Origin of the sequence: Streptomyces sp. RKAG290 (assembly GCF_023701695.1) — a bacterium.
Taxonomy (GTDB): Bacteria; Actinomycetota; Actinomycetes; order Streptomycetales; family Streptomycetaceae; genus Streptomyces.
This window is the reverse complement of the sequence record NZ_JAJOZC010000001.1, coordinates 4,432,480-4,456,635: the sequence shown is the minus strand read 5'-3', so window position 1 is coordinate 4,456,635 and position 24,156 is coordinate 4,432,480. Positions and strand designations below refer to the sequence as shown.

The 24,156-nt window shown below is 70.5% G+C and carries 19 protein-coding genes and 4 pseudogenes; 12 read left to right on the top strand and 11 right to left on the bottom strand.

Annotation, left to right across the window (positions count from 1 at the left end; translation table 11 throughout):
* The first annotated feature begins 214 nt into the window (after positions 1-214).
* From LNW71_RS19660 to LNW71_RS19650, 3 genes are all read left to right on the top strand, one after another.
* Positions 215-1,621: an LCP family protein gene (locus LNW71_RS19660; RefSeq protein WP_250969431.1), complete on the top strand. Its 1,407-nt coding sequence runs from the start codon at positions 215-217 to the stop codon at positions 1,619-1,621.
* A 222-nt stretch (positions 1,622-1,843) separates the two neighbouring features.
* Positions 1,844-3,625, top strand: a complete 1,782-nt coding sequence (locus LNW71_RS19655; protein WP_250969430.1) for an LCP family protein — start codon at positions 1,844-1,846, stop codon at positions 3,623-3,625.
* Positions 3,626-3,674: 49 nt separating this feature from the next.
* Entirely contained in the window at positions 3,675-5,384 is a 1,710-nt protein-coding gene (locus LNW71_RS19650) for an LCP family protein (protein WP_250969429.1), read from the top strand.
* Between the two features lie 77 nt (positions 5,385-5,461).
* Here LNW71_RS19650 and LNW71_RS19645 read toward each other — a convergent pair whose 3' ends face one another.
* Positions 5,462-6,493, bottom strand: a complete 1,032-nt coding sequence (locus LNW71_RS19645) for a glycosyltransferase family 2 protein (protein ID WP_250969428.1) — start codon at positions 6,491-6,493, stop codon at positions 5,462-5,464.
* Positions 6,494-6,772: 279 nt separating this feature from the next.
* On the opposite strand from LNW71_RS19645, the gene LNW71_RS19640 reads away from it, so the two are divergent.
* The gene (locus LNW71_RS19640) at positions 6,773-8,137 is read left to right on the top strand and encodes an LCP family protein (RefSeq protein ID WP_250969427.1); all 1,365 of its coding nucleotides are present in this window, start codon (positions 6,773-6,775) and stop codon (positions 8,135-8,137) included.
* Between the two features lie 76 nt (positions 8,138-8,213).
* Here LNW71_RS19640 and LNW71_RS19635 read toward each other — a convergent pair whose 3' ends face one another.
* A complete protein-coding gene (locus LNW71_RS19635; protein ID WP_250969426.1) occupies positions 8,214-8,762 on the bottom strand; it encodes an acyl-CoA thioesterase in 549 nt (182 codons plus the stop codon).
* Between the two features lie 119 nt (positions 8,763-8,881).
* Between LNW71_RS19635 and LNW71_RS19630 the strand changes: the two genes are divergently transcribed.
* Positions 8,882-10,186, top strand: a complete 1,305-nt coding sequence (locus tag LNW71_RS19630) for an LCP family protein (RefSeq protein ID WP_250969425.1) — start codon at positions 8,882-8,884, stop codon at positions 10,184-10,186.
* Between the two features lie 162 nt (positions 10,187-10,348).
* On the opposite strand, the pseudogene LNW71_RS19625 reads toward LNW71_RS19630, so the two are convergent.
* Both LNW71_RS19625 and LNW71_RS19620 read right to left on the bottom strand, forming a co-directional pair.
* A pseudogene (locus LNW71_RS19625) lies at positions 10,349-11,160 on the bottom strand (class I SAM-dependent methyltransferase).
* Positions 11,157-11,633, bottom strand: a complete 477-nt coding sequence (locus LNW71_RS19620; protein ID WP_250969424.1) for a hypothetical protein — start codon at positions 11,631-11,633, stop codon at positions 11,157-11,159. The pseudogene LNW71_RS19625 and the gene LNW71_RS19620 overlap by 4 nt, the downstream one beginning before the upstream one ends.
* A gap of 206 nt (positions 11,634-11,839) precedes the next feature.
* Here LNW71_RS19620 and LNW71_RS19615 point away from each other — a divergent pair, with 206 nt between their 5' ends.
* Together LNW71_RS19615 and LNW71_RS19610 are read left to right on the top strand one after the other, a co-directional pair.
* On the top strand, positions 11,840-12,721 hold the full coding sequence (locus tag LNW71_RS19615) for a metalloregulator ArsR/SmtB family transcription factor (protein ID WP_250969423.1): 882 nt from the start codon (positions 11,840-11,842) through the stop codon (positions 12,719-12,721).
* Entirely contained in the window at positions 12,718-13,317 is a 600-nt protein-coding gene (locus LNW71_RS19610; protein ID WP_250969422.1) for a dihydrofolate reductase family protein, read from the top strand. The genes LNW71_RS19615 and LNW71_RS19610 overlap by 4 nt, the downstream gene beginning before the upstream one ends.
* A 61-nt stretch (positions 13,318-13,378) precedes the next feature.
* Here LNW71_RS19610 and LNW71_RS19605 read toward each other — a convergent pair.
* A pseudogene (locus tag LNW71_RS19605) lies at positions 13,379-13,687 on the bottom strand (hypothetical protein); the annotation flags it as partial.
* Positions 13,688-13,986: 299 nt separating this feature from the next.
* On the opposite strand from LNW71_RS19605, the gene LNW71_RS19600 reads away from it, so the two are divergent.
* The 5 genes and pseudogenes from LNW71_RS19600 to LNW71_RS19580 all read left to right on the top strand — a co-directional run bounded on the left by LNW71_RS19600 (position 13,987) and on the right by LNW71_RS19580 (position 18,499).
* Positions 13,987-14,412, top strand: coding sequence for an ATP-binding protein (locus tag LNW71_RS19600; protein WP_250969421.1), 426 nt, complete (start codon positions 13,987-13,989; stop codon positions 14,410-14,412).
* A gap of 283 nt (positions 14,413-14,695) precedes the next feature.
* Positions 14,696-15,699 (top strand): annotated as a pseudogene (locus LNW71_RS19595) (helix-turn-helix domain-containing protein).
* Between the two features lie 51 nt (positions 15,700-15,750).
* Positions 15,751-15,990 carry a hypothetical protein gene (locus LNW71_RS19590; RefSeq protein ID WP_250969420.1) on the top strand — a complete coding sequence of 80 codons (240 nt, stop codon included), beginning with the start codon at positions 15,751-15,753 and terminating at the stop codon, positions 15,988-15,990.
* A gap of 49 nt (positions 15,991-16,039) precedes the next feature.
* Complete coding sequence (locus tag LNW71_RS19585; protein ID WP_250969419.1) at positions 16,040-16,915, top strand: hypothetical protein; 876 nt, start codon at positions 16,040-16,042, stop codon at positions 16,913-16,915.
* A gap of 133 nt (positions 16,916-17,048) precedes the next feature.
* Positions 17,049-18,499, top strand: a pseudogene (locus LNW71_RS19580) (amidase).
* Positions 18,500-18,715: 216 nt separating this feature from the next.
* Here LNW71_RS19580 and LNW71_RS19575 read toward each other — a convergent pair.
* From LNW71_RS19575 to LNW71_RS19550, 6 genes are all read right to left on the bottom strand, one after another.
* A complete protein-coding gene (locus LNW71_RS19575) occupies positions 18,716-19,150 on the bottom strand; it encodes a VOC family protein (RefSeq protein WP_250969418.1) in 435 nt (144 codons plus the stop codon).
* A 61-nt stretch (positions 19,151-19,211) separates the two neighbouring features.
* Positions 19,212-20,159, bottom strand: coding sequence for a hypothetical protein (locus LNW71_RS19570; RefSeq protein ID WP_250969417.1), 948 nt, complete (start codon positions 20,157-20,159; stop codon positions 19,212-19,214).
* On the bottom strand, positions 20,156-21,595 hold the full coding sequence (locus LNW71_RS19565; protein ID WP_250969416.1) for a protein phosphatase 2C domain-containing protein: 1,440 nt from the start codon (positions 21,593-21,595) through the stop codon (positions 20,156-20,158). The genes LNW71_RS19570 and LNW71_RS19565 overlap by 4 nt, the downstream gene beginning before the upstream one ends.
* 7 nt (positions 21,596-21,602) lie before the next feature.
* Positions 21,603-22,268, bottom strand: coding sequence for a VWA domain-containing protein (locus LNW71_RS19560; RefSeq protein ID WP_250969415.1), 666 nt, complete (start codon positions 22,266-22,268; stop codon positions 21,603-21,605).
* Between the two features lie 25 nt (positions 22,269-22,293).
* Positions 22,294-22,779, bottom strand: coding sequence for a hypothetical protein (locus LNW71_RS19555; protein ID WP_250969414.1), 486 nt, complete (start codon positions 22,777-22,779; stop codon positions 22,294-22,296).
* Positions 22,776-24,023, bottom strand: coding sequence for a hypothetical protein (locus LNW71_RS19550; RefSeq protein WP_250969413.1), 1,248 nt, complete (start codon positions 24,021-24,023; stop codon positions 22,776-22,778). The genes LNW71_RS19555 and LNW71_RS19550 overlap by 4 nt, the downstream gene beginning before the upstream one ends.
* Between the last annotated feature and the right edge of the window lie 133 nt (positions 24,024-24,156).

Sequence of the window (24,156 nt, the reverse complement as noted above, 5' to 3'; positions counted from 1 at the left end):
CGGCCCCGGTCCCGGTCGACAGCGCGGTACGACAAGCGGTCCGAGGGACACCCGTCCGGCCCAGCGTGGGCCGAGCCCTCCCGGCTGAACGTCAACTCCGGTACATGATCTGCGGTACAGACCACTCAAGGCACAACCAAGCGTGAGGTTCAGCCGTCTACTTCTGCAACCGGCGGCCCCAGTGCGCTGCCGAACGTGAAGGATGGACGCAGACGTGACCGAAAGTGCCGGCACGCCGGCCGACCCCGACGACTCGGCCGCGGGCGAGGACCAGACGCCGGACGGGTCGACCGGTGAGGAGCGCGGGGAGAAGGACACCCCGCAGAGCGCCCCTGGCGGTGAGACGCGCAGCGGATCGGGCGACGGGCCGGGCGGCGGACCTTCGCACGCCTCGGACGAACCGCAGCCCGGGGGCTCCCGGCCGGGCCCGACCATCGACATCACCGTCAAGCGCAAGCGGCACTGGCTGCGTTGGACCGCGCTCGGTGCCTCGTTCGTCGTGCTCGTCGCCGCGGGCGTCGGCTGGTGGCTGTACAAGAAGCTCGACGGCAACATCCGGACGGACACCTCCGCGGCCGCCGAACTCAAGGCGTACGAGAAGGAGCGGCCCGCGTCCGTCGTCCACAACGCGGAGAACATCCTGCTCATCGGCTCCGACAGCCGGGCCGGGGACAACCGCAAGTACGGCCGCGACGACGGCGGCAGCCAGCGCTCGGACACCACGATCCTGCTGCACCTGGCCGCGAACCGGAAGAGCGCCACCGCGATGTCCATCCCGCGGGACCTGATGGCGAACATCCCGTCCTGCCACAAGCCGGACAAGACCGCCAGCAAGCCGCAATTCGGCCAGTTCAACTGGGCTTTCGAGTTCGGTGGAACCGCCTGCACCATCCGTACCGTCGAGAAGATGACCGGCATCCGCATCGACCACTACATGGTCGTCGACTTCAACGGCTTCAAGGACATGGTCGACGCGGTGAACGGCGTCCAGATCTGTCTCAAGGAGCCGATCAACGACTCCGCCGCGCACCTCAAGCTCCCGGCGGGCCGCCAGAAGCTCGACGGCGAGGAGGCGCTCGGCTACGTGCGGGCCCGGAAGTCAATCGGCAACGGCAGTGACACCGAACGGATGGACCGCCAGCAGCAGTTCCTGGGCGCGCTGGTCAACAAGGTGCAGAGCAACGGCGTGCTCCTGAACCCGACCCGGCTCTACCCGGTGCTGGACGCGGCGACGAAGGCGCTGACCACCGACCCGGGGCTGGACAGCCTGAAGGACCTCTACGAGCTGGTACGCGGCATGCGCAACGTACCGACCGAGAAGGTTCAGTTCCTGACCGTCCCGCGGCAGCCGTACCGGCCCAACCCGAACCGGGATGAACTCGTACAACCCGCCGCGAACAAGCTCTTCAAGCAATTGCGCGACGACGAGCCGCTCGCAGTTGTTCCGGCGGATCAGCTCAACGGCGACGACGGCAAGAACACCGGCAACGGGGAGGGCTCGGAACATTCACAGGATGAAGACAAGGACAGCAGGTCCGGCGGGGCGTCCGGCGCTCCTGGTCCCAGCCCCACGCCCACCTATTCGGGCAACAACGCCGCGACCGACCTGTGCAAGCAGTAAAGCAATGACCAAGCGGACATCAGCGTTCGGCGTGCAATGGGAAGAATGCCCGGTTGTAAGGGTCGTGGAATGTGTCACGCCCGTCGCTCGACGCCGAACCGGACGGATAGTGTGACGCGATCCGGTGCGTCCGGCCCTCGGGCCGAGCACTTACGGACTGAAAGATTGAGCGCCTTTCGGGGGAGGCGCCTCGCGTGGCACCGACGGAGGACTCAGGCAACCGTGGATGCACAAAGCCGTGGGCGGGCGGACGGAATCGACCCCGCAGACCAGTGGGTTCTCAACCCGGACACCGGCGACTACGAACTGCGACTGAACCAATCCGGAGAGGATTCGCGCGGCAGCGCGGACACCTCGGCTCCGCGCGGATCAAGGCGCAGAGGCGCAGGCCCTGAGGACGGCGGCGGAGGGCGTGGCGCGGCGGCGGGCGAGGGTTCGCGCCGCGGTCGCGAGGTGCCGCGGCAGGGGGGCCGCCGTTCGGCGTCCGGCCCGCGCGGCCAGGAACGTTCCGGCTCGGGTTCCGGCCCGGCCGAGAACGGTGCCGGCCGCCGCAAGCGCAAGGCTCCCAAGGCGCGCCGCAAGAAGGCGCTGCTCTGGACGGGCGGCGTGACGGCCTTCCTGCTCGTGGGCACCTCGGTCGGCGGGTACCTGCTGTACCAGCACTTCAACGGCAACCTGAACTCCGTGGACATCGGCGACCGCGGTAACAAGGACGTCGCCACGGCGAACGCGCCGCTGAACATATTGGTCATCGGCACGGACAAGCGGACCGGTAAGGGCAACGAGGGCTACGGCGACAAGGGCAGTGTCGGCCACGCCGATACGAACATCCTGTTCCACGTCTCCGAGGACCGCACCAACGCCACGGCGCTGAGCATCCCGCGTGACCTCGTCACCGACATCCCGGAGTGCAAGTCCAAGCAGCCGGACGGCTCGGAAAAGACCATCCAGGGCACCGAGAACGTCCGGTTCAACACCAGCCTCGGCCAGAACGACCGCGACCCGGGCTGCACGATGGACACGGTCAAGGCGCTCACCGGCCTGAAGGTCGACCACTTCATGATGGTCGACTTCAACGCGGTCAAGCAGCTGTCCACGGCGGTCGGCGGCGTCAAGGTCTGCCTCGCGCACCCGGTCAAGGACCCCGATTCGCACCTCGACCTCCCGGCGGGCGAGAGCAAGATCCAGGGCGAGGACGCGCTGGCGTTCGTACGGACCCGGCACAGCTTCGGCAATCAGAGCGACCTGGACCGGATCAAGGTGCAGCAGCAGTTCATCGGCTCGATGATCCGGCAGATGAAGTCGGAGGACACGCTGACCAGTCCGACGAAACTGTTCAAACTGGCGGACGCGGCGACCAAGGCGCTGACGGTCGACTCCGCCATCAACTCGGTGCCGAAGCTGACCTCGCTCGCCAAGGAACTGAAGAAGATCGACACGAAGAACATCTCGTTCGTCACCGTTCCGGTGATAGACAACCCGGCCGAGCCCAAGCCGATCACGGTGGTCGTCGACCCGAACAAGGCGCCTCAGTTGTTCTCGATGATGCAGGACGACACCTCGCTGACCGAGGTGGCCGCGCAGAAGAAGGCCGCCAAGAGCAAGCAGGACGCGCTGCTGAAGGGCACCAAGGCGGCCGCCGCCGACGTGCGCGTGGATGTCTACAACGGCGGCGGGATCGCCGGCGCGGCTCAGCAGACCGTCACCTGGCTGCAGAACGAAGAGGGCGTCCTCAAGTCCACGAACAAGGCCAACGCCCCGGCGAAGCTCGCCAAGACGACGCTTGAGTACGCGCCCAACCAGGCGGACCAGGCACGGGCGCTCGCCGCGATGATGGGCCTGCCCGGCTCGGCCCTGAAGAAGGGGACCACCGACGCCGAGGGGCTGCAGGCGATGAAGCTGACGCTGGGGGCGGACTTCAAGGGTGCGGGCACCCCCATCACCGGTCCGGCGAAGATCGACATTCCGAAGGCCAGCGCCGACAAGGCAGAGTGCGCCAAGTGACACCGGGTCACTGCGCCATACCGCGAGTCTGAGCAGCAGGGGGGTCCTGGTGGGACGGAGCAGCACGCCTGGGGAGGGGACGCGGCCACGCGTCCGGCATGCCGGTCAGCACGGCTGGGACGACGGTCTCTACCAGGACGGGAAGAGCGACGCCGCCGCACCGGGCGGGGACGCGGAAGCGGGCGACGCGGACAGCGGCCGCCGCGGCGCGGGCCACGGTGCGGGCCACGGCGGCCGGCGCGGCCGGCCCCACCGCGCCGGGAAGCGGAAGAAGCGGCGCGTGCTGCGCTGGATAGCCTTCTCCGTCGCGTTCCTGATACTCGCCACCGGCTCGGCCGGTTATCTCTGGTACCAGCACCTGAACGGCAACCTCCGCAAGGGTGAGCGGAGCGCGGGCAACAGTGCGGCGAAGAAGACCGCGCCGAACGCCGCGGGCCAGACCCCGCTGAACCTCCTGCTGATCGGCTCCGACAGCCGCAACAGCAAGGAGAACCTCAGGCTCGGCGGGTCGAAGGAAAGCGTCGGCGGCACCCCACTTGCCGACGTGCAGATGCTGCTCCACGTGTCGGCCGACCGGAAGAACGCCTCGGTCGTCAGCATCCCGCGGGACACCCGGGTGGACATCCCGGCCTGTGAGAACCCCGAGACCCACAAGAAGTACCCCGCCAGCAACGGCATCATCAACGAGACGCTGCGCGGCGGCCCCGGCTGCACGCTGGACACCTGGGAGAAGCTCACCGGTGTCTACATCGACCACTGGATGATGGTCGACTTCGCAGGTGTGGTGGACATGGCGGACGCCGTGGGCGGCGCCTGGGTGTGTGTGAAGCAGAACGTCAACGACGTGTCCAAGCCCGGCGTGCCCGGTGGTTCCCACCTGAGGCTGACGGCGGGCCGGCACAAGATCAAGGGCGAGGACGCCCTGAAGTGGCTGCGCACCCGGCATGCCTTCGAGAGCGACATCGGCCGGTCCAAGGCCCAGCACATGTATCTGAACTCCGTCATGCGTGAGCTGAAGAACCAGAACGCCTTCACGGACACCGGACGCCTGATGAACCTGGCCGAGACCGGGACCAAGTCGCTCCAGGTCTCCGAGGAGATCGGCACGGTGAAGAAGCTGTTCGACCTCGGCATGCAGTTGAAGAACGTGCCGCTGGACAAGATGAACATGCTGACGATGCCGCGGATCGAAGACCCGGAGGACCCCGACGCCCACGTCCTGCCGAAGCCCGGTGCCGCCGACAAGCTCTGGGCGCTGCTGCGCGACGACCAGTCGCTCGACCCGAAGGACCGCGCCAAGGCGGCGAAGAAGGCGGCGGCCGGCCCGAAGGCCGGTGCTCCCGCCTCGCTCGGGGTGACCGTCGTCAACGGCACCTCCGCCGACGGCCAGGCACCGGCCCAGGGCCGGGCCGGCACCGTCCGGGACCTGCTGAAGGCCAAGGGCTTCACCGAGGCGGACACGTCGGCCGATCCCGGCTCGGCGCTGACGACCGAGGTGGCGTATCCGCGCAGTGCCGGCGCCCAGGGCAAGTCCGACGCGCTGTCGGTCGCCAAGGCGCTGTCGCTGCCGACCAGTGCCGTGAAGGAGACGCCGGACGGGGCCGGGCTGACGCTCACGGTCGGCTCGGACTGGCGGACGGGCGCCACGTTCCCGAAGGCCGTGGCCGACGACAGCGACCCGCTGGAGGGCACCGAGTCGGTCAACGGTGGCAAGACGGACGACTGCATGGACGTGTACTGGCCGTACCGACAGATGTAGCGGACCCGCGGAACACATGAGAGGGGGCGCCCGGTTCACCGGGCGCCCCCTCTCATGTACGTACTGTGCCGCCCCGCTCAGGCCACCGGTGCGTCCGGCTCGCGGACCGCCGGGCGGCGGCTGGCGATGACCTTCTTCGCCAGCGAGCGCGGGCTGGTCAGGAAGCCGTACCCCCACGACATGTGCATGGTCGCCAGCGCCACCGGGATCTGCGCCCGTGCCTTCAGCGACAGGCCCTTGCCCGCCGGGAGCGACCCGGCGACGATGGCCGCCGCGTACCCGGCCGGGACGACCAGCGCCCACGGGGTGACCGCCGCGCCCACCACGATGCCCGCCGCGATCGCGACGACGGCGGTCGGCGGTGCCAGGTAGCGCAGGTTGATCGAGCCGGAGTGGTAGCGCGCGACGACGTGGCGCCAGCGGCCGTAGTCCTTGTACTGCTTGGCGAGCGCCCGGACGGAGGGGCGCGGGCGGTACTGCACCCGCAGCTCGGGCGAGAACCAGATCAGGCCGCCGGCCTCACGGATGCGGAAGTTCAGCTCCCAGTCCTGGGCGCGGATGAACTCGATGTTGTACCCGTCCGCCTTCTCCAGGGCCTCCCGGCGGAAGACACCCAGGTACACGGTCTCGGCAGGTCCCGCCTGGCCGCCCGTGTGGAAGGCGGCGTTGCCGACGCCGATCTTCGACGTCATGGCCGCGGCGACTGCGTCCTCCCAGGCGTTCTCGCCCTCGGCGTGCATGATGCCGCCGACGTTCTGCGCGCCCGTCTCCTCCAGGAGCCGGACGGCGGTCGCGATGTAGTTCGGCGAGAGCATGCCGTGGCCGTCGACGCGCACCACTATGGGGTGGCGGGAGGCCTTGATCGCGGCGTTGAGCGCGGCGGGCGTGCGGCCGGTGGGGTTGGGCACGGTGTGGACCCGGGGGTCCTCGGCGACCAGCTCGGCGGCGATCTCGTCCGTACGGTCCGTGGAAGGGCCGAGCGCGATCACCACTTCCATCTCTCCGGCGTACTCCTGCTCCAGGATGTGCCGGACGGAGTTCCTGAGATGGCGCTCCTCATTGAGCACCGGCATGATCACGGAGACGGCGGGGTGCTGCGCGGCAGACATGTGGTCCTCGGTGGGTCCTCGGGGGCGCCGGGGGTTCGCACCCCACCAGGCGGCGTTATTCGGCCGCCACGTTACCGCGAATGGGGGACTGCGGCGCGCGCCGCCGGGTTGCTGACCGGGATGCAGATCGTATGGGCCTACCGTGCGACAGATCCCCCTTGCACCGCGGAGGTGTCCCCCCGTGCCCACGCCGCACCGCTCCCCCGTCCACCGCGGCCCCGTGCCGCTCCCCCGCAGCGCAGGCGGCCCAGAAAGCAGGACGAGAGACCCCGCTGGGGCATGCGGGTGGCGACCGGGCTGTCCGTCCTGGTCCTCGGTGCCGGTGGCATCGGCCACGCCGTCGTGACCAACCTGGAGACCGGGATCGACCGGATCGACCCGTTCAAGGACATGAAGAACCGGCCCCGGGCGGGCAACGGCATGAATCTGCTGCTGGTCGGCACCGACGGCCGCGACAAGATCACCGAGGACGAGAAGCAGAAGTACCGGCTGGGCGGTGCGCCCTGCCACTGCACCGACACGGTCATGCTGGTGCACCTGTCCGCGGACAAGGAGCGTGCCAGCGTCGTCAGCCTGCCGCGCGACAGCTTCGCGGAGATCCCCGCGCACCGGGACCAGACCTCGGGCAAGGAGCACGCCGCCCATCCGGTGAAGCTGAACGCCGCCTACGCCGAGGGCGGGCCAGGTCTGACCGTGCGGACCGTCGAGCACATGACGGGCGTCAAGGTCGACCACTATCTGGAGGTCGACTTCACCAGCTTCATGACGACCGTGGACACCCTGGGCGGGGTGCGGATCTGCACCGCCCGGCCGATGAAGGACTCGTACACCGGTCTCGACCTCGCGGCCGGCACCCACACGCTGGACGGCGGCCAGGCGCTCCAGTACGTACGCTCCCGGCACGTCGACGGCGCCGCCGATCTGGGCCGGATGCAGCGCCAGCAGAAGTTCCTGGCCTCGCTGATCAAGCAGGCGACCAGCAGCGGGGTGCTGCTGAACCCGGTGAAGTTCCGCGAGGTCGCCTCGACGATGCTGAAGTCGGTACGGGCGGACAAGGGGTTCGGTACGCAGCAGATGCTCGACATCGGCCAGGCGATGCGGGGGTTCACCGCCGCCTCGTCCGAATTCACCTCGGTGCCGATGGGTGACGTCGCCTACCAGGTGAAGGGCATCGGCTCGACGGTGAAGTGGGATCCGAAGAAGTCGGCGCAGCTGTTCCAGGCGCTGCGCGACGACAAGCCGCTCACGGTGCAGAAGCCCAAGCAGGCGCCGGCGAGGACGGTGGACGTCGCGCCGCAGCGGATCCGGGTCCAGGTCTACAACGGGACTCCGAAGGACGGGCTCGGCGGCACGGTCGACACCGCGCTGCACGCCACCGGTTTCGACACCACCCGGGCCCCGCTCACCGACGGGCAGCGCGCTCTCAAGCACACCCTGATCATGTACGACCCGCGCTGGGACCGGTCCGCGAAGACGCTGGCGGCGGCGTTGCCGGGGGTGGAGCTGCGGGCGGTGAAGGGGCAGGGGCCCACGATGAAGGTGATCGCCGGCGCGGACTACAGCAAGGTGGCGCGGGTCCGGGCCGAGGAGCCCGACCGGGGCAGGTTCGGTGCGGTCACGGGCGACGAGGTGGTCTGCCCGTGAGTGACGGGCCGGGAGCCGCGACGGCTCCCGGCCCTCAGCCCTCGACGCCGTCGGCCCCTACGGGACGGGGCGCGGGTCAGTCCTCGATGCCGTCGGCCACACGCTTCTCGCGCAGTTCCCTGATCGCGCGCCGCCGGGCCAGCCGGTGCGTGCGGCGGATCTGCGCCTCCTGGTAGCGCCGCTTGTCGCGCTCGGTCTCCGGGACGACCGGCGGTACGGCGCGCGGCTTGCCGTCCGCGTCGACCGCCGCGAACACCAGGTAGGCGCTGCCGACCTGCTGGGCCGGGGTGGACTCGTTCCACCGCTCCGCCATGACGCGGACGCCGACCTCCATCGAGGAGCGGCCGGTCCAGTTCACCTGGGCCCGCACGTGAACAAGGTCACCCACGCGGACCGGCTCCAGGAAGACCATCTCGTCCATCGAGGCGGTCACCGCGGGGCCGCCGGAGTGCCGGCCGGCCACCGCGCCCGCCGCGTCGTCGACCAGCTTCATGATCACGCCGCCGTGCACCGTACCCAGCAGATTCGTGTCGCTGCCGGTCATGATGTGGCTGAGGGTGGTCCGGGAGGCCGCGGTCGGCTTGCCCGGAATGTCGCCCTCCGGGCGCGGCGCCTGATCTGTCATGCCCTCCACCCTATGCGGGGGCTTCGGGCACGTCGCAATGCATCAGCTTCGCAACAGCCCTGGTCCGATTTCCCTCACACCCTGTAATAGCAGTGGGCCGGGCCTGCACACTGGATCGTATGAACGATAGGCCCGAGGGCTGGAGCGACGACAACCGCAGCGGCAACCGCTACGGGCAGGGCAGCGCAAGCGACCGGCCCGAGAGCGCCCGCCGGATGCCGCACGTCCAGCGCCCCGTCCCGCAGCAGCCCGCCCCGCCGCAGCGGCGCCCCGCGCCGTCGAGGCCGCCGCAGGTGCCGCAGCAGTCCGGCGGCTACGACGACGCAGAGTACGACAGCGGTTACAACACGGGCCAGGTCTACGGCGGCGGCAACGGCGGCCGCGGCGGACCGCACGGCGGTGGACCCGGTGACGGCGGATACGTCCAGGGCCGCCCGTCGGCGGCGCCGGACTGGCGCCGCCGGATCAAGATCGGCGCGCTGGCCCTGGTGGTCGTGGTGCTCGCCGTCTCCGTCGGTACGTACTTCTGGGCCGACTCCAAGCTGAAGCGCGACGTCGACCTGTCCAAGGTCATCGAGCGGCCCGACGGCGGCGACGGCACGAACTACCTGATCGTGGGCTCCGACAGCCGCGAGGGCATGACGGCCGAGGACAAGAAGAAGCTGCACACCGGCTCCGCCGAGGGCAAGCGGACCGACTCGATGATGATCCTGCACGACGGCTCCAACGGCCCGACACTGGTCTCGCTGCCGCGCGACTCGAACGTCGAGATCCCGTCGTTCGTCGGCTCCGAGTCCGGCAAGAAGTTCCCCGGCACGGGCCGCACGACGAAGCTGAACGCCGCGTACGCCGAGGACGGCCCCGAACTCCTCGTCCGTACCGTCGAGTTCAACACCGGCCTGCACATCGACCACTACGTCGAGATCGGCTTCGGCGGCTTCGCCCAGATCGTGGACGCGATCGGCGGGGTCGAGCTCGACATCCCGAAGGCGTTCAAGGACAAGAACTCCGGCGCCGACTTCCAGGCGGGCAAGCAGACGCTGAACGGCGAGCAGTCCCTCGCCTTCGTCCGCACCCGGTACGCCTTCGCGGCCAGCGACCTGGACCGTACGAAGAACCAGCAGAAGTTCCTCGCGGCGCTGGCGAACCAGACGGCGACGCCGTCCACGATCCTCAACCCGTTCAAGCTGTACCCGACGATGGGCGCGGGCCTGGACACCCTCGTCGTCGACAAGGACATGTCCCTCTGGGACCTGGGCAACATGTTCTTCGCCATGAAGGGCGTCACGGGCGGCGACGGCAAGTCGATGAACATGCCGATCTCCGGCTCCACGGGCGGCAACCTGGTCTGGGACAAGACCAAGGTCAAGCAGCTGGTCGAGCAGCTCAACAACGACGAGAAGGTCACGGTCTCCAGCAACTGAGGCGAGCCGAGGCAGCGGGGCCCGGACGGTTCACCGTCCGGGCCCCGCCGTCTGCGCGACCGCCGGTCGCCGCAGGCACGCTCCCGGCCGGGCGGCACGGGTCAGGCGTTACGGGCTGCCGCTCCGCCCTCCCTCACCCCGGCCACGCGGCACGGGGGGCCGCTACACCCTTCCCTGTGCCAGCAGCGCGGCGTGCGGCAGCGCCAGCCGCCCTCCCCGGCCGGCGTCGGCGAACTCGCGGCACAGCACGTCGTACTCCCGCTTCGCCGCGGCCACGCCCTCCGGCCCCCGGCTGTTGACCAGCTGTCCGATCGCGGCGACCCCGGCCGCGGGACCGGCCCACCACTCCTCCGCGTCCGCGTGGTGGTCCCAGGACAGCTCCTCGCTCCGCACGTCCGCGAGTCCGGCGGACGTCAGCAGCTCCGCCAGCCCCTGCGTGGTGCGCGGGAAGTTGTGCTCCTCGTCGACGGTGGCCAGCCACTCGGGCCGGGTCAGTCCGGCGGCCTCGGCGGCGCGCCCGATCAGCGCCTGGCCGGGAGCGCCCGGCACCCGCCAGATGGTGACGGCGACCCGGCCGCCGGGGCGGGTGACCCGGCGCAGTTCGACGAGCGCTTCCAGCGGCCGGCCTACGTGGTTGAGCACGAAGTTCGCCACCACCGCGTCGAACTCGCCGTCGGGATAGGGGAGCTGAGGCAGGGAGCCGGTGCGGACCTCGACGCCGGGCGCCGCCCGCCGGGTCGCCTCGACCATGCCGGGTTCGGCGTCCACGGCCCGTACGGCCGCGCCCCGGCCGACGGCGGCGACCGTCACACTGCCGCTCCCGCACCCCACGTCGAGCAGCCGCGTCCCGGCCCCGCTTCGGCGGCGTCCAGCAGTGCGGGAACCGTACGGGCGCAGAGGCGGGCGAAGGTACGGGCGTAGCTCTCGGCCCGCCCGTCCCAGATCCGCCGCTCGCTGACGTCGAACGCGGTCAACTGACACCTCCGGTCGGGCCTTGCGGCTCCACTTCGTCCAGGTCCTCGTGGAGCGCGCCCAGCACCCGCCCCGTGGGCTCGCCCCCGGGCGACAGTTCGGCCAGGCACCAGCCGGGCAACTGCGCCTCGGTCTCGGGCGCAAGCTCGCCGTCCGCCGGGTCGGCCAGTCCGAGGAGGAATCCGAACGCGGTCTCCCTCGCGACCTCGCGCGCTATCTCACCCAGTTCACCGGGGGTCAGCCCGAGCCGCAGTGCCCGCTCGACGGCACCGCTCGCCGGGCCGTCCTTCCGGTAGGCCTCGACCCAGTCGGGCGCCGCCGAACTCCAGACGTCGATGTCCTGCCAGACCATGCGCAGGAACCGGTACCGGGCCAGCTGAGGGATGTCCTCCTCGGCCTCCGAGTCGGCCCAGCCCGGTGCGTCGTCGGCGCCCAGCGCCTCGAACAGGCCGGTGAGCTTGTCGATGTCCGTCATGCACAGGGAAGGTACGCCACCGAACGCCGGCCAGGCTCCTCGGCCGCTGCCGCCCGGCGCGCTCACCGCGGGGCCGGCGGCATGGACGACGACTCCGCACTCGCCCCTCCCCTCGCCGCCCCTGAATGACCGGCCGGGACCGGCCGGAGGCGCCTCAGCCGACATATTCCTTGACGAGAATATTCTCTACGGTGAATATTGGAGCCATGGACGCACTCCTCATCGCACTGGCCGACCCGGCCCGCTGGCGGCTCGTGAGTCTGCTGGCCGAGCGGCCCCGCTCGGTCGGTGTCCTCGCCCAGCTGGCCGAGGCGCGCCAGCCGCAGACCACCAAACACCTCCAGACCCTTGAGCGCGCCGGGGTCGTCACCTCGCAGCGCACCGGCCAGCGCCGCGTCTACGCGCTCCGGTCCGCCGCCCTGCGGGAGCTGGCGGACGCGCTCGGCCGGCTCGCCGACACGGCCGACCAGGTCGGCGGCGCGGACACCACGTTCGACCGCTACGGGGCGGATCTCCGCGCGGAGCGGCTCGCGGCGGAGCGGCCGGGGTGGGCGGACGGCCGTTCGTTCGGGTTCCTCCGGTCGCTGGCAGCGAGCCCCGAGGCGGTCTGGCGCCACCTGACCCGCACCGCGCTCCTCGCCCGCTGGTGGGCGCCCGACGACCTCCGCATATCGGAGCTCGTCTTCGAGGCCCGCCCGGGCGGCCGGATCGTCCAGGAGTACCGCGACGCGGAGGACGCCGACGGCTCCGAGCCGGTCGTCGGGCGCGCCGAGGGTGTCGTCGACGACGTACGCCCCGGTGAACGTCTGACCTACCGGCTCTCCCCGCTGCTTCCGGACGGGACCCCCGCCTTCACCGCCCACGTCGGCCTCGGCCTCCGGCCCACCGGCACCGGCACCGGCACGGACCTCGACGTCCACTGGGAGCTCGCTGACACCACGGTCGACTCCGCGGACTTCGTCGCAGGCATCGAGATCGGCTTCGGCCAGAGCCTGGACAGGCTCGCGGCGATCCTCGCCGCGGACCCGCACGACACCGAAGACACCGAAGACACGGACCACGACACCGACACAGGGAGCACGAAATGACCGAGCAGACCGCCGGCCGCAGGGTCGTCATCAACATGAGCCTCTCCCTCGACGGCCACTACGCCGGCCCGCGCCCCGAGGACAACAGCTGGGTGATGCCGTACGCCCACACCGACGTCGCCCGCGACCACATGGCCGGCGTCCACGAGACCGCGACGACTGCCCTGCTCGGGCGGGTCAACGCCGAGGGTTTCCTGGGCTTCTGGCCGACCGTCATCGGTGCGGAGGGCGTCGACCCGCGCGACGAGGGCTTCGCGCAGTGGCTGCTCGACACCGAGAAGGTGGTCCTGTCCTCCACACTCGACAAGGCGCCGTGGGAGCGGACGACGCTCGTCGACAGGCCGGCCGCCGAGGTGGTCGCGGACCTCAAGGCCACCGAGGGCGGCGACATCCTCGTGCTCAACAGCGCGAGTGTCATCAAGGCGCTGCTGGCGGCCGACCAGGTCGACCGGCTGGCGCTCACGGTCTTCCCGGTCTTCCTCGGCGGCGGACCCCGCCTGTTCGACGACGGCCTGCCCACGGGCCGGTGGACGCTGGCCGCCCAGTCCGCGGGCGAGCACGGCACCCTGTCGCTCATCTACGACCGGGTCCGCTGAGCGACAGGCCCCGCGGACCCGGCGCGTAGACGATCCACAGTCAATCGTTCGCGGGCCGGGCGGAGCGGAGGAAGGCGGGGACCGAGTCACGCGGGACGTCATCGAACACCACTCCCTCGACGGTGATCTTCGCGTCGTCCTCGGGGAAGACCTGGACGGTGACCACGGGTGAACCGCCCAGCCCGATGAACGCCTCGTGCGGCAACGAACCGCCGGGATCGAGCACCGCGAAGGCGCCGGCCGAGGCGCGGCGCGAGGCCTGGTCGGCGCCGATGTCGTCGGTGACGGTCATCTCCACGTTGTACGCGCGAGCGACCTCGCGCGCGGCGGTGACGGCGACCTCGGCGCTCGGCAGATGCGGATGCCCCACGACCGCGGATCATGTCCCAGGCCGGGGGCGCGCCGTGTTCCGGGTACGGCTCAGAATCCCATAGCGCAGTTCATCCCAACCGGGCTCGACCGCCCCGCCATCACCCTGCTCCGCACCGACCCCGTCCACACTCATCCGTGCCCCACTTCCGACGTGCGTGCCCGTACTTCCTCAACCGCCCCCGTTCCCCGCACGTCACGCCGGACAGCCAGGACAGCACTGGACAAGCCCCGGACAATCACCGTACGCAAGGGCTTCGTCACTGTGCACGGTACGCAGACGCGGCCACGCTGAGTGATGTGAACCAACAAATCGCCAGCCCCCAACACCCCACCACCAGCTGGGCTTTCACCGTGCTGCTCTCACCCACCCGCCGGGGCGCCAGGCTCGCCCGCCTGCTCGCGGTGGCCCACCTCAACCTCTGGGGACTCCCCTCCGAGTCGGCCGCGCACATCGTCGCGGAGCTCGCCACCAACGCCACCGTGCACGGCCGTGTGCAGGGCAGGGACTTCCAACTGCGGCTCACCGTGCGGAGGGATGCGCTGCTGCGGATCGAGGTCACCGACACCCGGGGCGACCGGCTGCCCGTACCATCCGCGCCTGCGGCCGACGCGGAGTGGGGGCGGGGCCTGCTCATCGTCGAGGCCCTCGCCGACCACTGGGGCGTCATCCCCGGACCGGTCCCGCGCAAGACGGTATGGGCGGAACTCGACCTCGCACCGTGACCGCCGCCACCGGGTCGTGGACGCCCAAGACGCGCTGATTCACGACCCGGTGGTCCGCGACGCGGCGGACCACGACGTCTAAAGGCTTTAAAGAACTTAGGGAAATGACCCCACCCCACTCAGACCCCCGTCACTCGCACGGGTGAAAAACAACAACTGGGCTGGATTTGAGGCGGGTTGGCTGGCATATGCTCGCCGCGACAACCACAGACATGAGACGGCCCCCGGCTGGGACTGCGAATCCCGCCCGAGGGCCTGACCACGAGGAAGAGAACGCTTCCTGATGGATACCCCGCAGATTACCGCGCCCCCGTGCGCCCAGCCCGGCTCCCCCGGCTCCCCGCCTGACGTCACACCGACATCCGGTGTCATCCACGTCAACGTCCGGCACGCCGCAGGCTTCACGATCATCGGCAACCACCTCGCCCAGCACCGCGGCCTCTCCCTCATCGCGATCGGGCTGGCCGTACACATCCAGTCGCTGCCCACCGGGGCGAAGGCCGGCATCAAGACCCTCACCGAGCGCTTCCCGGAGAGCGAAGCCCGCATCGCGGCCGCCCTGCGCGAACTGGAGGCCACGGGCTACTTGCACCGCAACCGCGTACGCCTCCCGGACGGCCGGGTCGTCACCCGCACGGTCTCGTACAACCAGCCCGGCACAGAAGCACCACCCGAGCGACGACCGCAGCGCACCGCCCCACCGGCAGGGCAGCGGCCCGCACCACCCCCGCCGCCACCGATCCGGACGCCCCCCGAACCGCGGCCCGTCCCGACACCGGAACCGGCACCGGAGCCACTGCCCGAGCCGACGCCGCTGCCCGCCCCGGCCTTCGTACCGCCGCCCACGGCTCCCAGGGCGACACCGCCGCCACTCCCCAGCCTCACACCCCCACACCGGACCTGCATCGCACGGCCGCCGCGCTGCTCGCCGACCTCCGCCGCCAGGCACCCCAACTCACGCTCTCCGAGGCCGAGATCAGCACGCTCACCCCAGGCGTCATCACCTGGCTGGAACGTGAAGCCCACCCGGACACGATCCGCCACGCCCTGACGGCAGACCTCCCGACGCCTCTCAGGCACCCGGCGAGGCTCCTGCGGCACCGGATCACGACCCGCCTGCCACCGCCGTTGCCCGGCACCGAGGCCCTGGCACCACCACCGCGCCGCAGGGTCATCGTCATCCCGCTCCAGAACTGCGAAACGTGCGAACGCGCCTTCCGCGCCACCGAGCCAGGACATTGCCGCGACTGCCGAACCGAACACACCGACCTGTACGAAGCGGCCTGACGAACTTGTCTCCGGTCGCCCCACCCTCGACCCGAACGGAACCTGGTGGCCGTGGACCTCGCTTTCTACAAGTCCTTCATGTCGGAAGAAATCCGGGACGAGGGCCGCGCCGAGGGCCGAGCCGAAGGCCGGGCCGAAGGCCTCCTGCTGGTCCTCGAAGTACGCGGCATCGCCGTCACCGACGAGATCCGAACGAAAATCGCCGACTGCAACGACCCGCAGCGCCTGCATCAGTGGCTCCAACGCGCTGCCACCGCTTCCTCTGCCGAGGAAGTCTTCACCGAGGAGTAGCCCCGCGACAGTGCTCCCTCGCCCCACCCTCAACCCGAACGGACCTGCATTGGTCAGCTCACCGCACGAGGCAATGCACCGCATCTTCCAGGAGTACCCGGGCCTCTTCTCCCGGGTCTCCGAAGTGCTGGGCATCGACATCCCGCCGCCCACCTCAGCCACCGTCCTACCGACCGACCTCACCGAAACCAGCCCGGTCGAACGCCGGGTCGACACCCTTCTACGCATCGAAACGGAGCACGACGGCCCCTTCCTTCTCGCCATCGAGGCCCAGGGCAAGAAGGACCCGCGCAAGACAATCAGCTGGCCCTACTACGTCAGCTACCTCTACAACAGATACGGCGGCCTGCCCGTCCTGCTCCTGGTCGTCTGCCAGGACCTCGTGACGGCCGAATGGGCCGCTCGCCCCCTCAGCATCGGCCTCCGCCAGTGGCAGACGCTCACTCTCAACCCCCTCGTCGCGGGTCCACACAACATGCCCGTCATCACGAACGTGGCCGAAGCCCGCAAGGACCTCGCGCTCGCCACTCTGGCCGCCATCGCACACGCCGACAATCCGGACGTCGGTGCCATACTGAAAACGCTGTCCGCCGCGCTGCGGGAGGCACCGGAGAACATCGCCGACCCCATCGTCGAACTCACCGCACAAGGCCTGGGCAACCGCCCGGCCGCACAACAGTGGAGGAACCTGGTGGCCGTGGACCTCTCTTTCTACAAGTCCTTCATGTCGGAAGAAATCCGGGACGAGGGCCGCGCCGAGGGCCGAGCCGAAGGCCTCCTGCTGGTCCTCGAAGTACGCGGCATCGCCGTCACCGACGAGATCCGAACGAAGATCGCCGACTGCAACGACCCGCAGCGCCTGCACCAGTGGCTTCAACGCGCTGCCACCGCCTCCTCCGCCGAGGAAGTCTTCACCGAGGAGTAGCCCCGCGACACCTCCTGGCGCGTCCGTACCTACGACGACGGAACCGCCCACCCAGCCAAGCGATTTCGCGGAATCTCCCGTTGCGGGAAATGGGATTTTATGGCTTCCGGGGCGGTCCGTTAGCGTCGGATTCATGGATGGGAATTTCCGGTCGGCCGGAGAAATGGCAGCCGCGTTGCGCGCTGGTGAGGTGTCCTCGGTGGAATTGACCGAGGCGGCGATCGCTGGGATCGAGCGGGACGCGGGAGTGATCAACGCGATCTGTGTGTCCGACTTCGATCGGGCCCGGGCGGCTGCGCGTCATGCCGACCAGGAATTCGGCCGGGGGAGGATCGACCCCTTCTGGGCATTCCGGTGACGGTCAAGGAGTCGTACAACATGGCCGGGCTGCCCACGACCTGGGGCATGCCGCAGCACCGGGGCTTCGTACCGGCCGAGGACGCGGTACAGGTGTCACGGCTCAAGGCCGCCGGTGCGGTGGTGCTGGGCAAGACCAATGTGCCGTTGGGGCTACAGGACATCCAGACCTTCAACGACATCTACGGCACCACCAACAACCCGTGGGATCACGCTCGCACCTCGGGCGGGTCCTCCGGTGGATCGGCGGCGGCCCTGGCGTCCGGGTTCGGCGCGCTGTCCATCGGCTCCGACCTCGCCGGCTCGCTGCGCACCCCCGCGCACTTCTGCGGTGTCTACGCGCACAAGCCGACAGTCGGGCTGGCCGCGAGCCGCGGTATGGTCCCGCCGGCCGAGCCGGCATTGCCGCTCGACCTCGACCTCGCCGTCGTCGGTCCGATGGCGCGCGCCGCCCGCGACCTCACGCTCCTGCTCGACGTCATGGCCGGTCCTGACCCACTGACGTCCGGCGTGGCGCACCGCGTGACGCTGCCGCCCGCGCGTCATGAGCGGCTCCGCGACTTCCGGGTCCTGGTCCTCGACGAGCATCCGCTCATTGCGACCGGGGCCGCCGTGCGCGCGGGCGTGAACCGGGTGGCCGACGCGCTGGTCGACGGCGGCGCCCGCGTCGAGCGGCACAGTCCGCTGCTGCCCGATCTGGCCGAAGCCGGGACGCTCTACACGCAGTTGCTGTTCTCGGGCTCCGTTGCGCGTTTTCCCGTCGAGGCGTACGAGCAGCTGCGGACCCGCGCCGCCGGACTGAGCGCACACGACCGGAGTCTCGGCGCGGCGCGGCTGCGCGGCATGGCGTGCAGCCACCGCGACTGGATCCAGGTGAACAACCGTCGCGAGCTGCACCGCCACGGCTGGCGGCAGCTGTTCGGCGAGTTCGATGCCGTGGTGTGTCCGATCACGCCGACCCCCGCGTTCCCGCACGACCACAACCCTGATCTGCTGGAACGCCGGCTCGACATCGACGGCGTCGAGTACCCGTACTTCGACCAGCTCGTCTGGGCCGGACTTGCCACCATGCCCGGCCTGCCCGCCACCGCGATACCCGCGGGCCGGTCCCCCGAGGGTCTGCCGGTGGGAGTGCAGCTCATAGGCCCGATGTTCGAGGACCGCACCACACTGCGCCTGGCCGACCTGCTGGAACAGCGGATCGGCGGCTTCCAGGCACCCAAGTGACGCGTCGTACCGGGTAGCCGTCGAGGAAGAGGCACGGCTGCCGTCGCGGCCAGTACGTGCGGCGACAGCGCACGGCGTCAGATGCGGTGCATCGCAAGGCCGAGGGACGTCCGCACACCGGAGGTATGCGGACGTCCCACACTGGATGTATGCGGGCGTCCCACACTGGATGTATGCGGGCGTCCCGACAACGCGGCGAGACACCTTCGTGGCCGCTCAGTCGAGGCAGAACTCGTTGCCCTCGACGTCCTGCATCCCGAGGCACGACTCGTCGAATTCGTCGGCCAGCTGCAGCAGCCCGCGCACCGCGCCGAGCGGGATCAGCCGTGCGCACTCGGCCTCGAGTGCGGCCAGGCGCTCTTCGCCCACGAGCCCGGTTCCGACGCGTACGTCGAGGTGCACCCGGTTCTTGACGACTTTCCCTTCGGGGACGCGCTGGAAGTACATACGCGGCCCCACGCCTGCGGGGTCCATGCAGACGAACCCGGCGCCCTGACGCTCGGGCGGCAGCGAGTGGTCGTAGTCGTCCCAGGTGGCGAACCCCTCCGGGGGAGGCGGTACGACGTATCCCAGCACTTCGCACCAGAAGCGGGCGACGCGCTCGGGTTCCGCGCAGTCGAAGGTGATCTGGACCTGCTTGACCGATGGCATCGGTCCACCATAGTGGCGCGAGTTGATCACCAGTAGTGGTGCCGAGATTCCGCCGCCCCCGTCAGTCCCGGAAGCTGATCGTGCCCCGTTGGCGGTTGCCGTCGAACTTCGACCGGTCGACGGACGGGCGCTGGGCCGGGCGGGCGGCGATCAGTTTGATCACGTCGCGGCCCGCCAGCGCGGTGCGCCACTGGCCCAGATCGGGGCGGGTGCCGCAGGCGCCCTCCGCCTGTTGCCAGAGCCGCCGCACCGCCGCCTCCCGCCGCTCGTCCAGCACTCCCGGCACGGGGACCAGCGGCTTGCCGGGCGAGACATAGGCGTCCTGGGCAAGCACCCGGCCGACCATCAGAGCGGCCTTGTAGCGGTCGCTGTCCACGGAGACGGTTCCCTGCGGGGCGAGAGGGTCGTGCCAGTCCGGGGTGTCCGCCTGCTCAAGCACCGGGCGCTGCCCGGAGAGTCTGGCACCGTCGCAGTCCAGGAGGTATACGGCAGGCGCGGGTTGAACCGTCCACAGCACGTTGGCCTGAGAAAGGTCCCCGACCACCAGACCCACCGAGTGCAGCCACTCGAAGAGCGCCACCAGCGCCACGACCAGCGTGTACCGCTCGGCCGGCGAGGGCTGCCTGACCGACTGCCAGGCGGCCTTCGGCAGCCGCAGCAAGTAGGACAGTTCGACGAGTTTGCTGTCCCCCTTCGACGTCTTCCAGGTCATGGCATCGGGCGCCCGGTGCATGAGGAAGCCGACGGCCCTGTCCCCGTCCACCACCCGGCACAACGGCCACGCCGCCTCCCGGTCCAGCCGGTCGCGGTCGGCCTGCCCCAGGGCCTGCCGGAGCGACACCAGCGCGGCGAGGGCGGCACCGTCGACCTTGTGCGGTTCCCGATAGCTCTTGTAGAGCAGCGCACCGGGCCCGCCGATCGCGTGCACCTCCCCCTGTCCGCCGTCGCCGACCTTGTCGAACAGCTTCAGGGAGTCGTAGGTGACGTCCAGGCCGTCGTGCACGCTCATGCGGGCCCCTCCCACAGCACGACTGCGCTGCGGTCGTCGTCGTACGACTTCACCCGGAACTGCGTCTGCCACAGGAAGTCGACGGGCCCCGGCACCGCACCGCTGCCCCAGGCCGCCCGCAGGAAGTCGCGCATCTCCTGGTCCCCCGCCAGCGGGGTGGAGAGGCCGTCGGTGCAGAGCACCAGTACGTCGCCCGGCATCGCGGGAGCCAGGAGCCTCGCCACGGCGGTACGGGTGAGCGGCAGGGCGGCCGTGCGGGTGTCGATCATCCCCGATCCGTCGGGATCCTCCTCCTCCGTGACGTCGAGGTGCCAGGCACCGGCCCGCAGCAGGGCCGTGCCGCCGTCGCCCACGGCCAGGAAGCCGCGCGTGCGGACGGCCGGGTCCAGCGGCACCAGCAGGACCCGCAGGGTCGTCGCGTACGCCTCGGGTTTCTGGTTCTCGTGCATCGCCAGGTCGGCGAGCAGCACGGCGATCCGGCCGACCGCCTCGTCCGCCAGCTCGGTGAAGGCGGGCAGGTCATCGGCGCGCAGTGCCGAGAGCAGGGCCTGCGCCACCCGGTCCAGATAGACGGCCGCGAGACGGCACACCTGGTTGGACCCGACGTGCGAACGGGCCGCGGAGCCGACCCCGTCGGCGACGGCGAGCAGCATCATCTCCCCGGTTCCGGGCGTGCCGATCCGGGTGACGCACAACGCGTCCTGGCGCGGCTCACCCAGGTACCGGTGGGAGTCCCCGCGCACGGAGGCGGCCCTGACTGTCAGCGGGCCGTATGCCGCACCGTCCACGACGATGTCGGGCAGAACGGCCGCCGCCGGGTCCTCGCCCGCGCTCGGCAGGCCCTGTGGGACGGGTGCGTAGGAGGGCGGCCGCTTGCCGCTGTGCCGGGGCTCCCCGAGTGCACCGACAGCCTCGCCGAGGAGTTCGCCGACGGGTTCGCCGATTGATTCGCCGACCGATTCGCCAAGGGGTCCGCCGAGCGGCGGCGCCGGTTCCGCTCCGGCCGTTCGACGCTCCGGTGCGGGGGCGATCTCCGGTGCCGGGGCGGGCTCGGGCGCGGGGGCCCACTCCCGTGCCGGGGCGGGCTCCTGACGTACGGGGCGGTGTTCGGGCGCCGACTGCCGTTCCAGGACGCCGGGCGCCGACTGCCATTCCCGGGCCCGGGGCGACCCCTGGGCTTCCCGCGCGCCGGGCGCCCCCTGGGATTCCGCGACACCGGGCGGCTGCTGGGCCTCCGGAACGCCGGCCGGCTGATGCGGTGGCAGCCGGCCGGGCAACTGCTGGGATGGCTGCGACAGTTGCTGCGACGGCTGCTGCTGCGGCGGCTGCGAGCGACCGGGCGCAACGATCGACTCGACCGATTGCCAGACCGCCTGCAACGGGTCGTCGTGCCCGGCATCCCCACCGGACCCGCCCGGTCCCTCCTGCTCCATCATCACGTCCTCAGAGCTTGTCGAGGGAAACGGTCGAGAACCCGGGCACGGTCTCGTCCACTGCCAGCGTGAACCCGGACCCGCCGTCGGCGGCGATGCTGCTCGCGGACCGCACGATGGAACGGGTCAGGCTGGAGGCGAACTCCCGCAGGGCCTGGGCGGGGGACACCGTGGCGTCCTTCTGCATGAACGCCCGGAAGTTGGCCACCTGTCCGATCGTGACCTCCTCCGCGTCACCGATGCCGAACGCGATGATCTTCGGGCAGAACCGGGACTGCTCCAGCTCCTTGTGCGCCTGCTCCCAGCCGTGGTCCGTGGGGATTCCGTCGGAGAGGAAGAAGGCCACCGGGCGGTAGACCTCGTGCCCCTCCGCCTTGAGCGCGGCCACGTCTGCCTCGATGCACCGCAGCAGCGTGCGGAAGGCGTCGCCGTACGACGTCAGCCCGCCGGCCGCCAGGGCCGGGACCTGGTCGATGTCGCTCAGGTCGACGAGCGGCTGCAGCACGCTCGCGTCGTCGGAGAATCCGATCAGGCAGAACCTGGTCTTGTCGGCGACCGTCGGGTTGGTGCTGATCTCGTGGTGCAGCTCGGGGAGGGCGTTGTTGATGGCGTCGATCGGGCCGCCGGACATCGAGCCCGACTCGTCACAGAGCAGGTAGAACGGAAGGATCTGCACGGTCTCGTACCTCCGGTTGTGCCGGTCAGTAGGTGTAGAAGTAGATTTCGATGTCGGCGTGGCCCGAGGAGGACCCGCCCTTCCAGAAGTCGCGGGTCGTGGCCCCCTTGAACATGTCCGGACGGGCCTTGCCCAGCAGGGTGTTGACCTCGTGGGCGTACGCGCCGCCCGCGCCCGGGTCCGCGTGCCGGCCGAAGGTGAGGACGAACGCGGCCTGACGCCCCCGGTACGGGGCGGTCACCGCCCGCAGCCGCTGCTTGATGTGGCTCTTGTCCCCCGGCGCGGCGTCGATGGACACCTTCACGGGCTTGTTCACCACGGAACGCGGGCCCTTGGGCTTCGGTGCCTTCGACGGCTTCGGCTTCGCCGACGCGGAGCTCCCCGGCTTGGCCACCGCCTCGGCCGCCAGCGGATCGCCGCGGTCCCCCATCGCCACCAGGGCCAGCACCAGGAGCATGTCGGCGAAGAGCCAGCCCGCCAGGTGCAGCGGGTTGAAGCGGGGCGCCCTCATCGGGTGCCGCCCCGCGGCGGGACGGCGTCCTGGGGCACCTTCTCCAGTTCGACCGGGGGCCGGGCCCGCCGGTCAGCGGGCGGTGGCACGGTCCGCAGCGCGTCCACCAGTCCGCCGAACCGCTCCGCCACCTCCTGGAGCGCCCCCGTCTGGTCGGCCAGCCGTCGTACGACGTCGCGCGACGCCTCGACACCGCGGGCCGATTCCTCGGCGACGTCGCTGAGCCGGCTCAGTACCTGCGCGGAGACGTCGGAGGCCACCTCGATGCCGGTGGTGAACGAACGCTGCGACGCGGCAAGGGTGCTGAGCGAATCCTCGACCCGGTCCCCGGCCGAGTCGATCACGTCGCGCACCGAGCTGTTGACCTCGCGGACGTCCTCCAGCGCCTTGCTCACCAGGACGCCGTTGCCGCTCACCGCCGACTCGACCTGTTTGCCGCCGTCACGCACGGCCTCCTCGATCCGGCCCGCCGCATCCTCCAGCGGACGTACCGAGCTGTCGATCCCGGCGAGGCGCCGCTCGGCCTTCTCCACCGCGCCGCCCACGACCTCGGCCGCGGCCGAGAGGTCCTTCTGCACCTTGACCGCCTTGTTGCCGAGGCGGGTGAGCGTGGCGGCCGCCTCGGTGAGCTCGGCGGTGAAGCGCTGCGGTGACGACAAGCGGTGGGTGTTCAGCACGAGTTGGGCCCGGGTCAGCACCGGCACCAGGCTCCTGACCAGCCTCTCCGCCTCGCGCTGCGCACTCTCCTCGCGGCGGGTGACGGAGGACTTGCGCAGTCCGTGCACCAGTACGAGCGCGAAGAGCAGCGCGATCGCGGAGGTCGCGCCCATCGCGACGTGCCCGAAGGTGAACGCACCGGTCAGATGCCCGTCGAAGCCGGACTGCCACAACTGCAGGAAGGGCCTGGACGCCGCCTTGGGGTCGGCTCCGGTCAGCGCCTGGTAGGCACTGGACGCCTGCGTCAGGCCGTACCACGTCATCATCAGCGGCACGAAGACCAGTGCGCCGAGCAGCGCCTCGAGCCAGGACCACGCCCGGTGCTCCTCGGCGCCGCCGTCGGTGAGGCCGATGCTCTCCGGCCGGGCGTACGCGTGGAGCAGGTCGAGCTCCGTCCACGGATCGAGCAGCGCGGTGTCCTTCGACGCGAACGCCGCTGCCAGCGCGCTGAGTTCGGCTTCCCGGGTGGCGAGCCGCGGCTCGGCGGCGAGCTTCCTGACCAGCCGGGCGACGTCCTGACGATCCATCAATGCACTTACGGGCATGCCCATCCCTAGGAGAGAACCTCAGGGGACTCCCCACTTCGCGCCTCTCGCTCCCCAGCGATCACCTAGCGCCCGCGCCCCCGCACGGCGGTGCACACATGGAGTATCGCCGTGG

Excerpts from the sequence above, each read along its gene's own strand:
- LNW71_RS19645 (WP_250969428.1), bottom strand. The coding sequence starts at position 6,493 with ATGTCTGCCGCGCAGCACCCCGCCGTCTCCGTGATCATGCCGGTGCTC.
- LNW71_RS19640 (WP_250969427.1), top strand. The coding sequence starts at position 6,773 with ATGCGGGTGGCGACCGGGCTGTCCGTCCTGGTCCTCGGTGCCGGTGGC.
- LNW71_RS19635 (WP_250969426.1), bottom strand. The coding sequence starts at position 8,762 with ATGACAGATCAGGCGCCGCGCCCGGAGGGCGACATTCCGGGCAAGCCG.
- LNW71_RS19630 (WP_250969425.1), top strand. The coding sequence starts at position 8,882 with ATGAACGATAGGCCCGAGGGCTGGAGCGACGACAACCGCAGCGGCAAC.
- LNW71_RS19620 (WP_250969424.1), bottom strand. The coding sequence starts at position 11,633 with ATGACGGACATCGACAAGCTCACCGGCCTGTTCGAGGCGCTGGGCGCC.
- LNW71_RS19615 (WP_250969423.1), top strand. The coding sequence starts at position 11,840 with ATGGACGCACTCCTCATCGCACTGGCCGACCCGGCCCGCTGGCGGCTC.
- LNW71_RS19610 (WP_250969422.1), top strand. The coding sequence starts at position 12,718 with ATGACCGAGCAGACCGCCGGCCGCAGGGTCGTCATCAACATGAGCCTC.
- LNW71_RS19575 (WP_250969418.1), bottom strand. The coding sequence starts at position 19,150 with ATGCCATCGGTCAAGCAGGTCCAGATCACCTTCGACTGCGCGGAACCC.
- LNW71_RS19570 (WP_250969417.1), bottom strand. The coding sequence starts at position 20,159 with ATGAGCGTGCACGACGGCCTGGACGTCACCTACGACTCCCTGAAGCTG.
- LNW71_RS19565 (WP_250969416.1), bottom strand. The coding sequence starts at position 21,595 with ATGATGGAGCAGGAGGGACCGGGCGGGTCCGGTGGGGATGCCGGGCAC.
- LNW71_RS19555 (WP_250969414.1), bottom strand. The coding sequence starts at position 22,779 with ATGAGGGCGCCCCGCTTCAACCCGCTGCACCTGGCGGGCTGGCTCTTC.
- LNW71_RS19550 (WP_250969413.1), bottom strand. The coding sequence starts at position 24,023 with ATGGATCGTCAGGACGTCGCCCGGCTGGTCAGGAAGCTCGCCGCCGAG.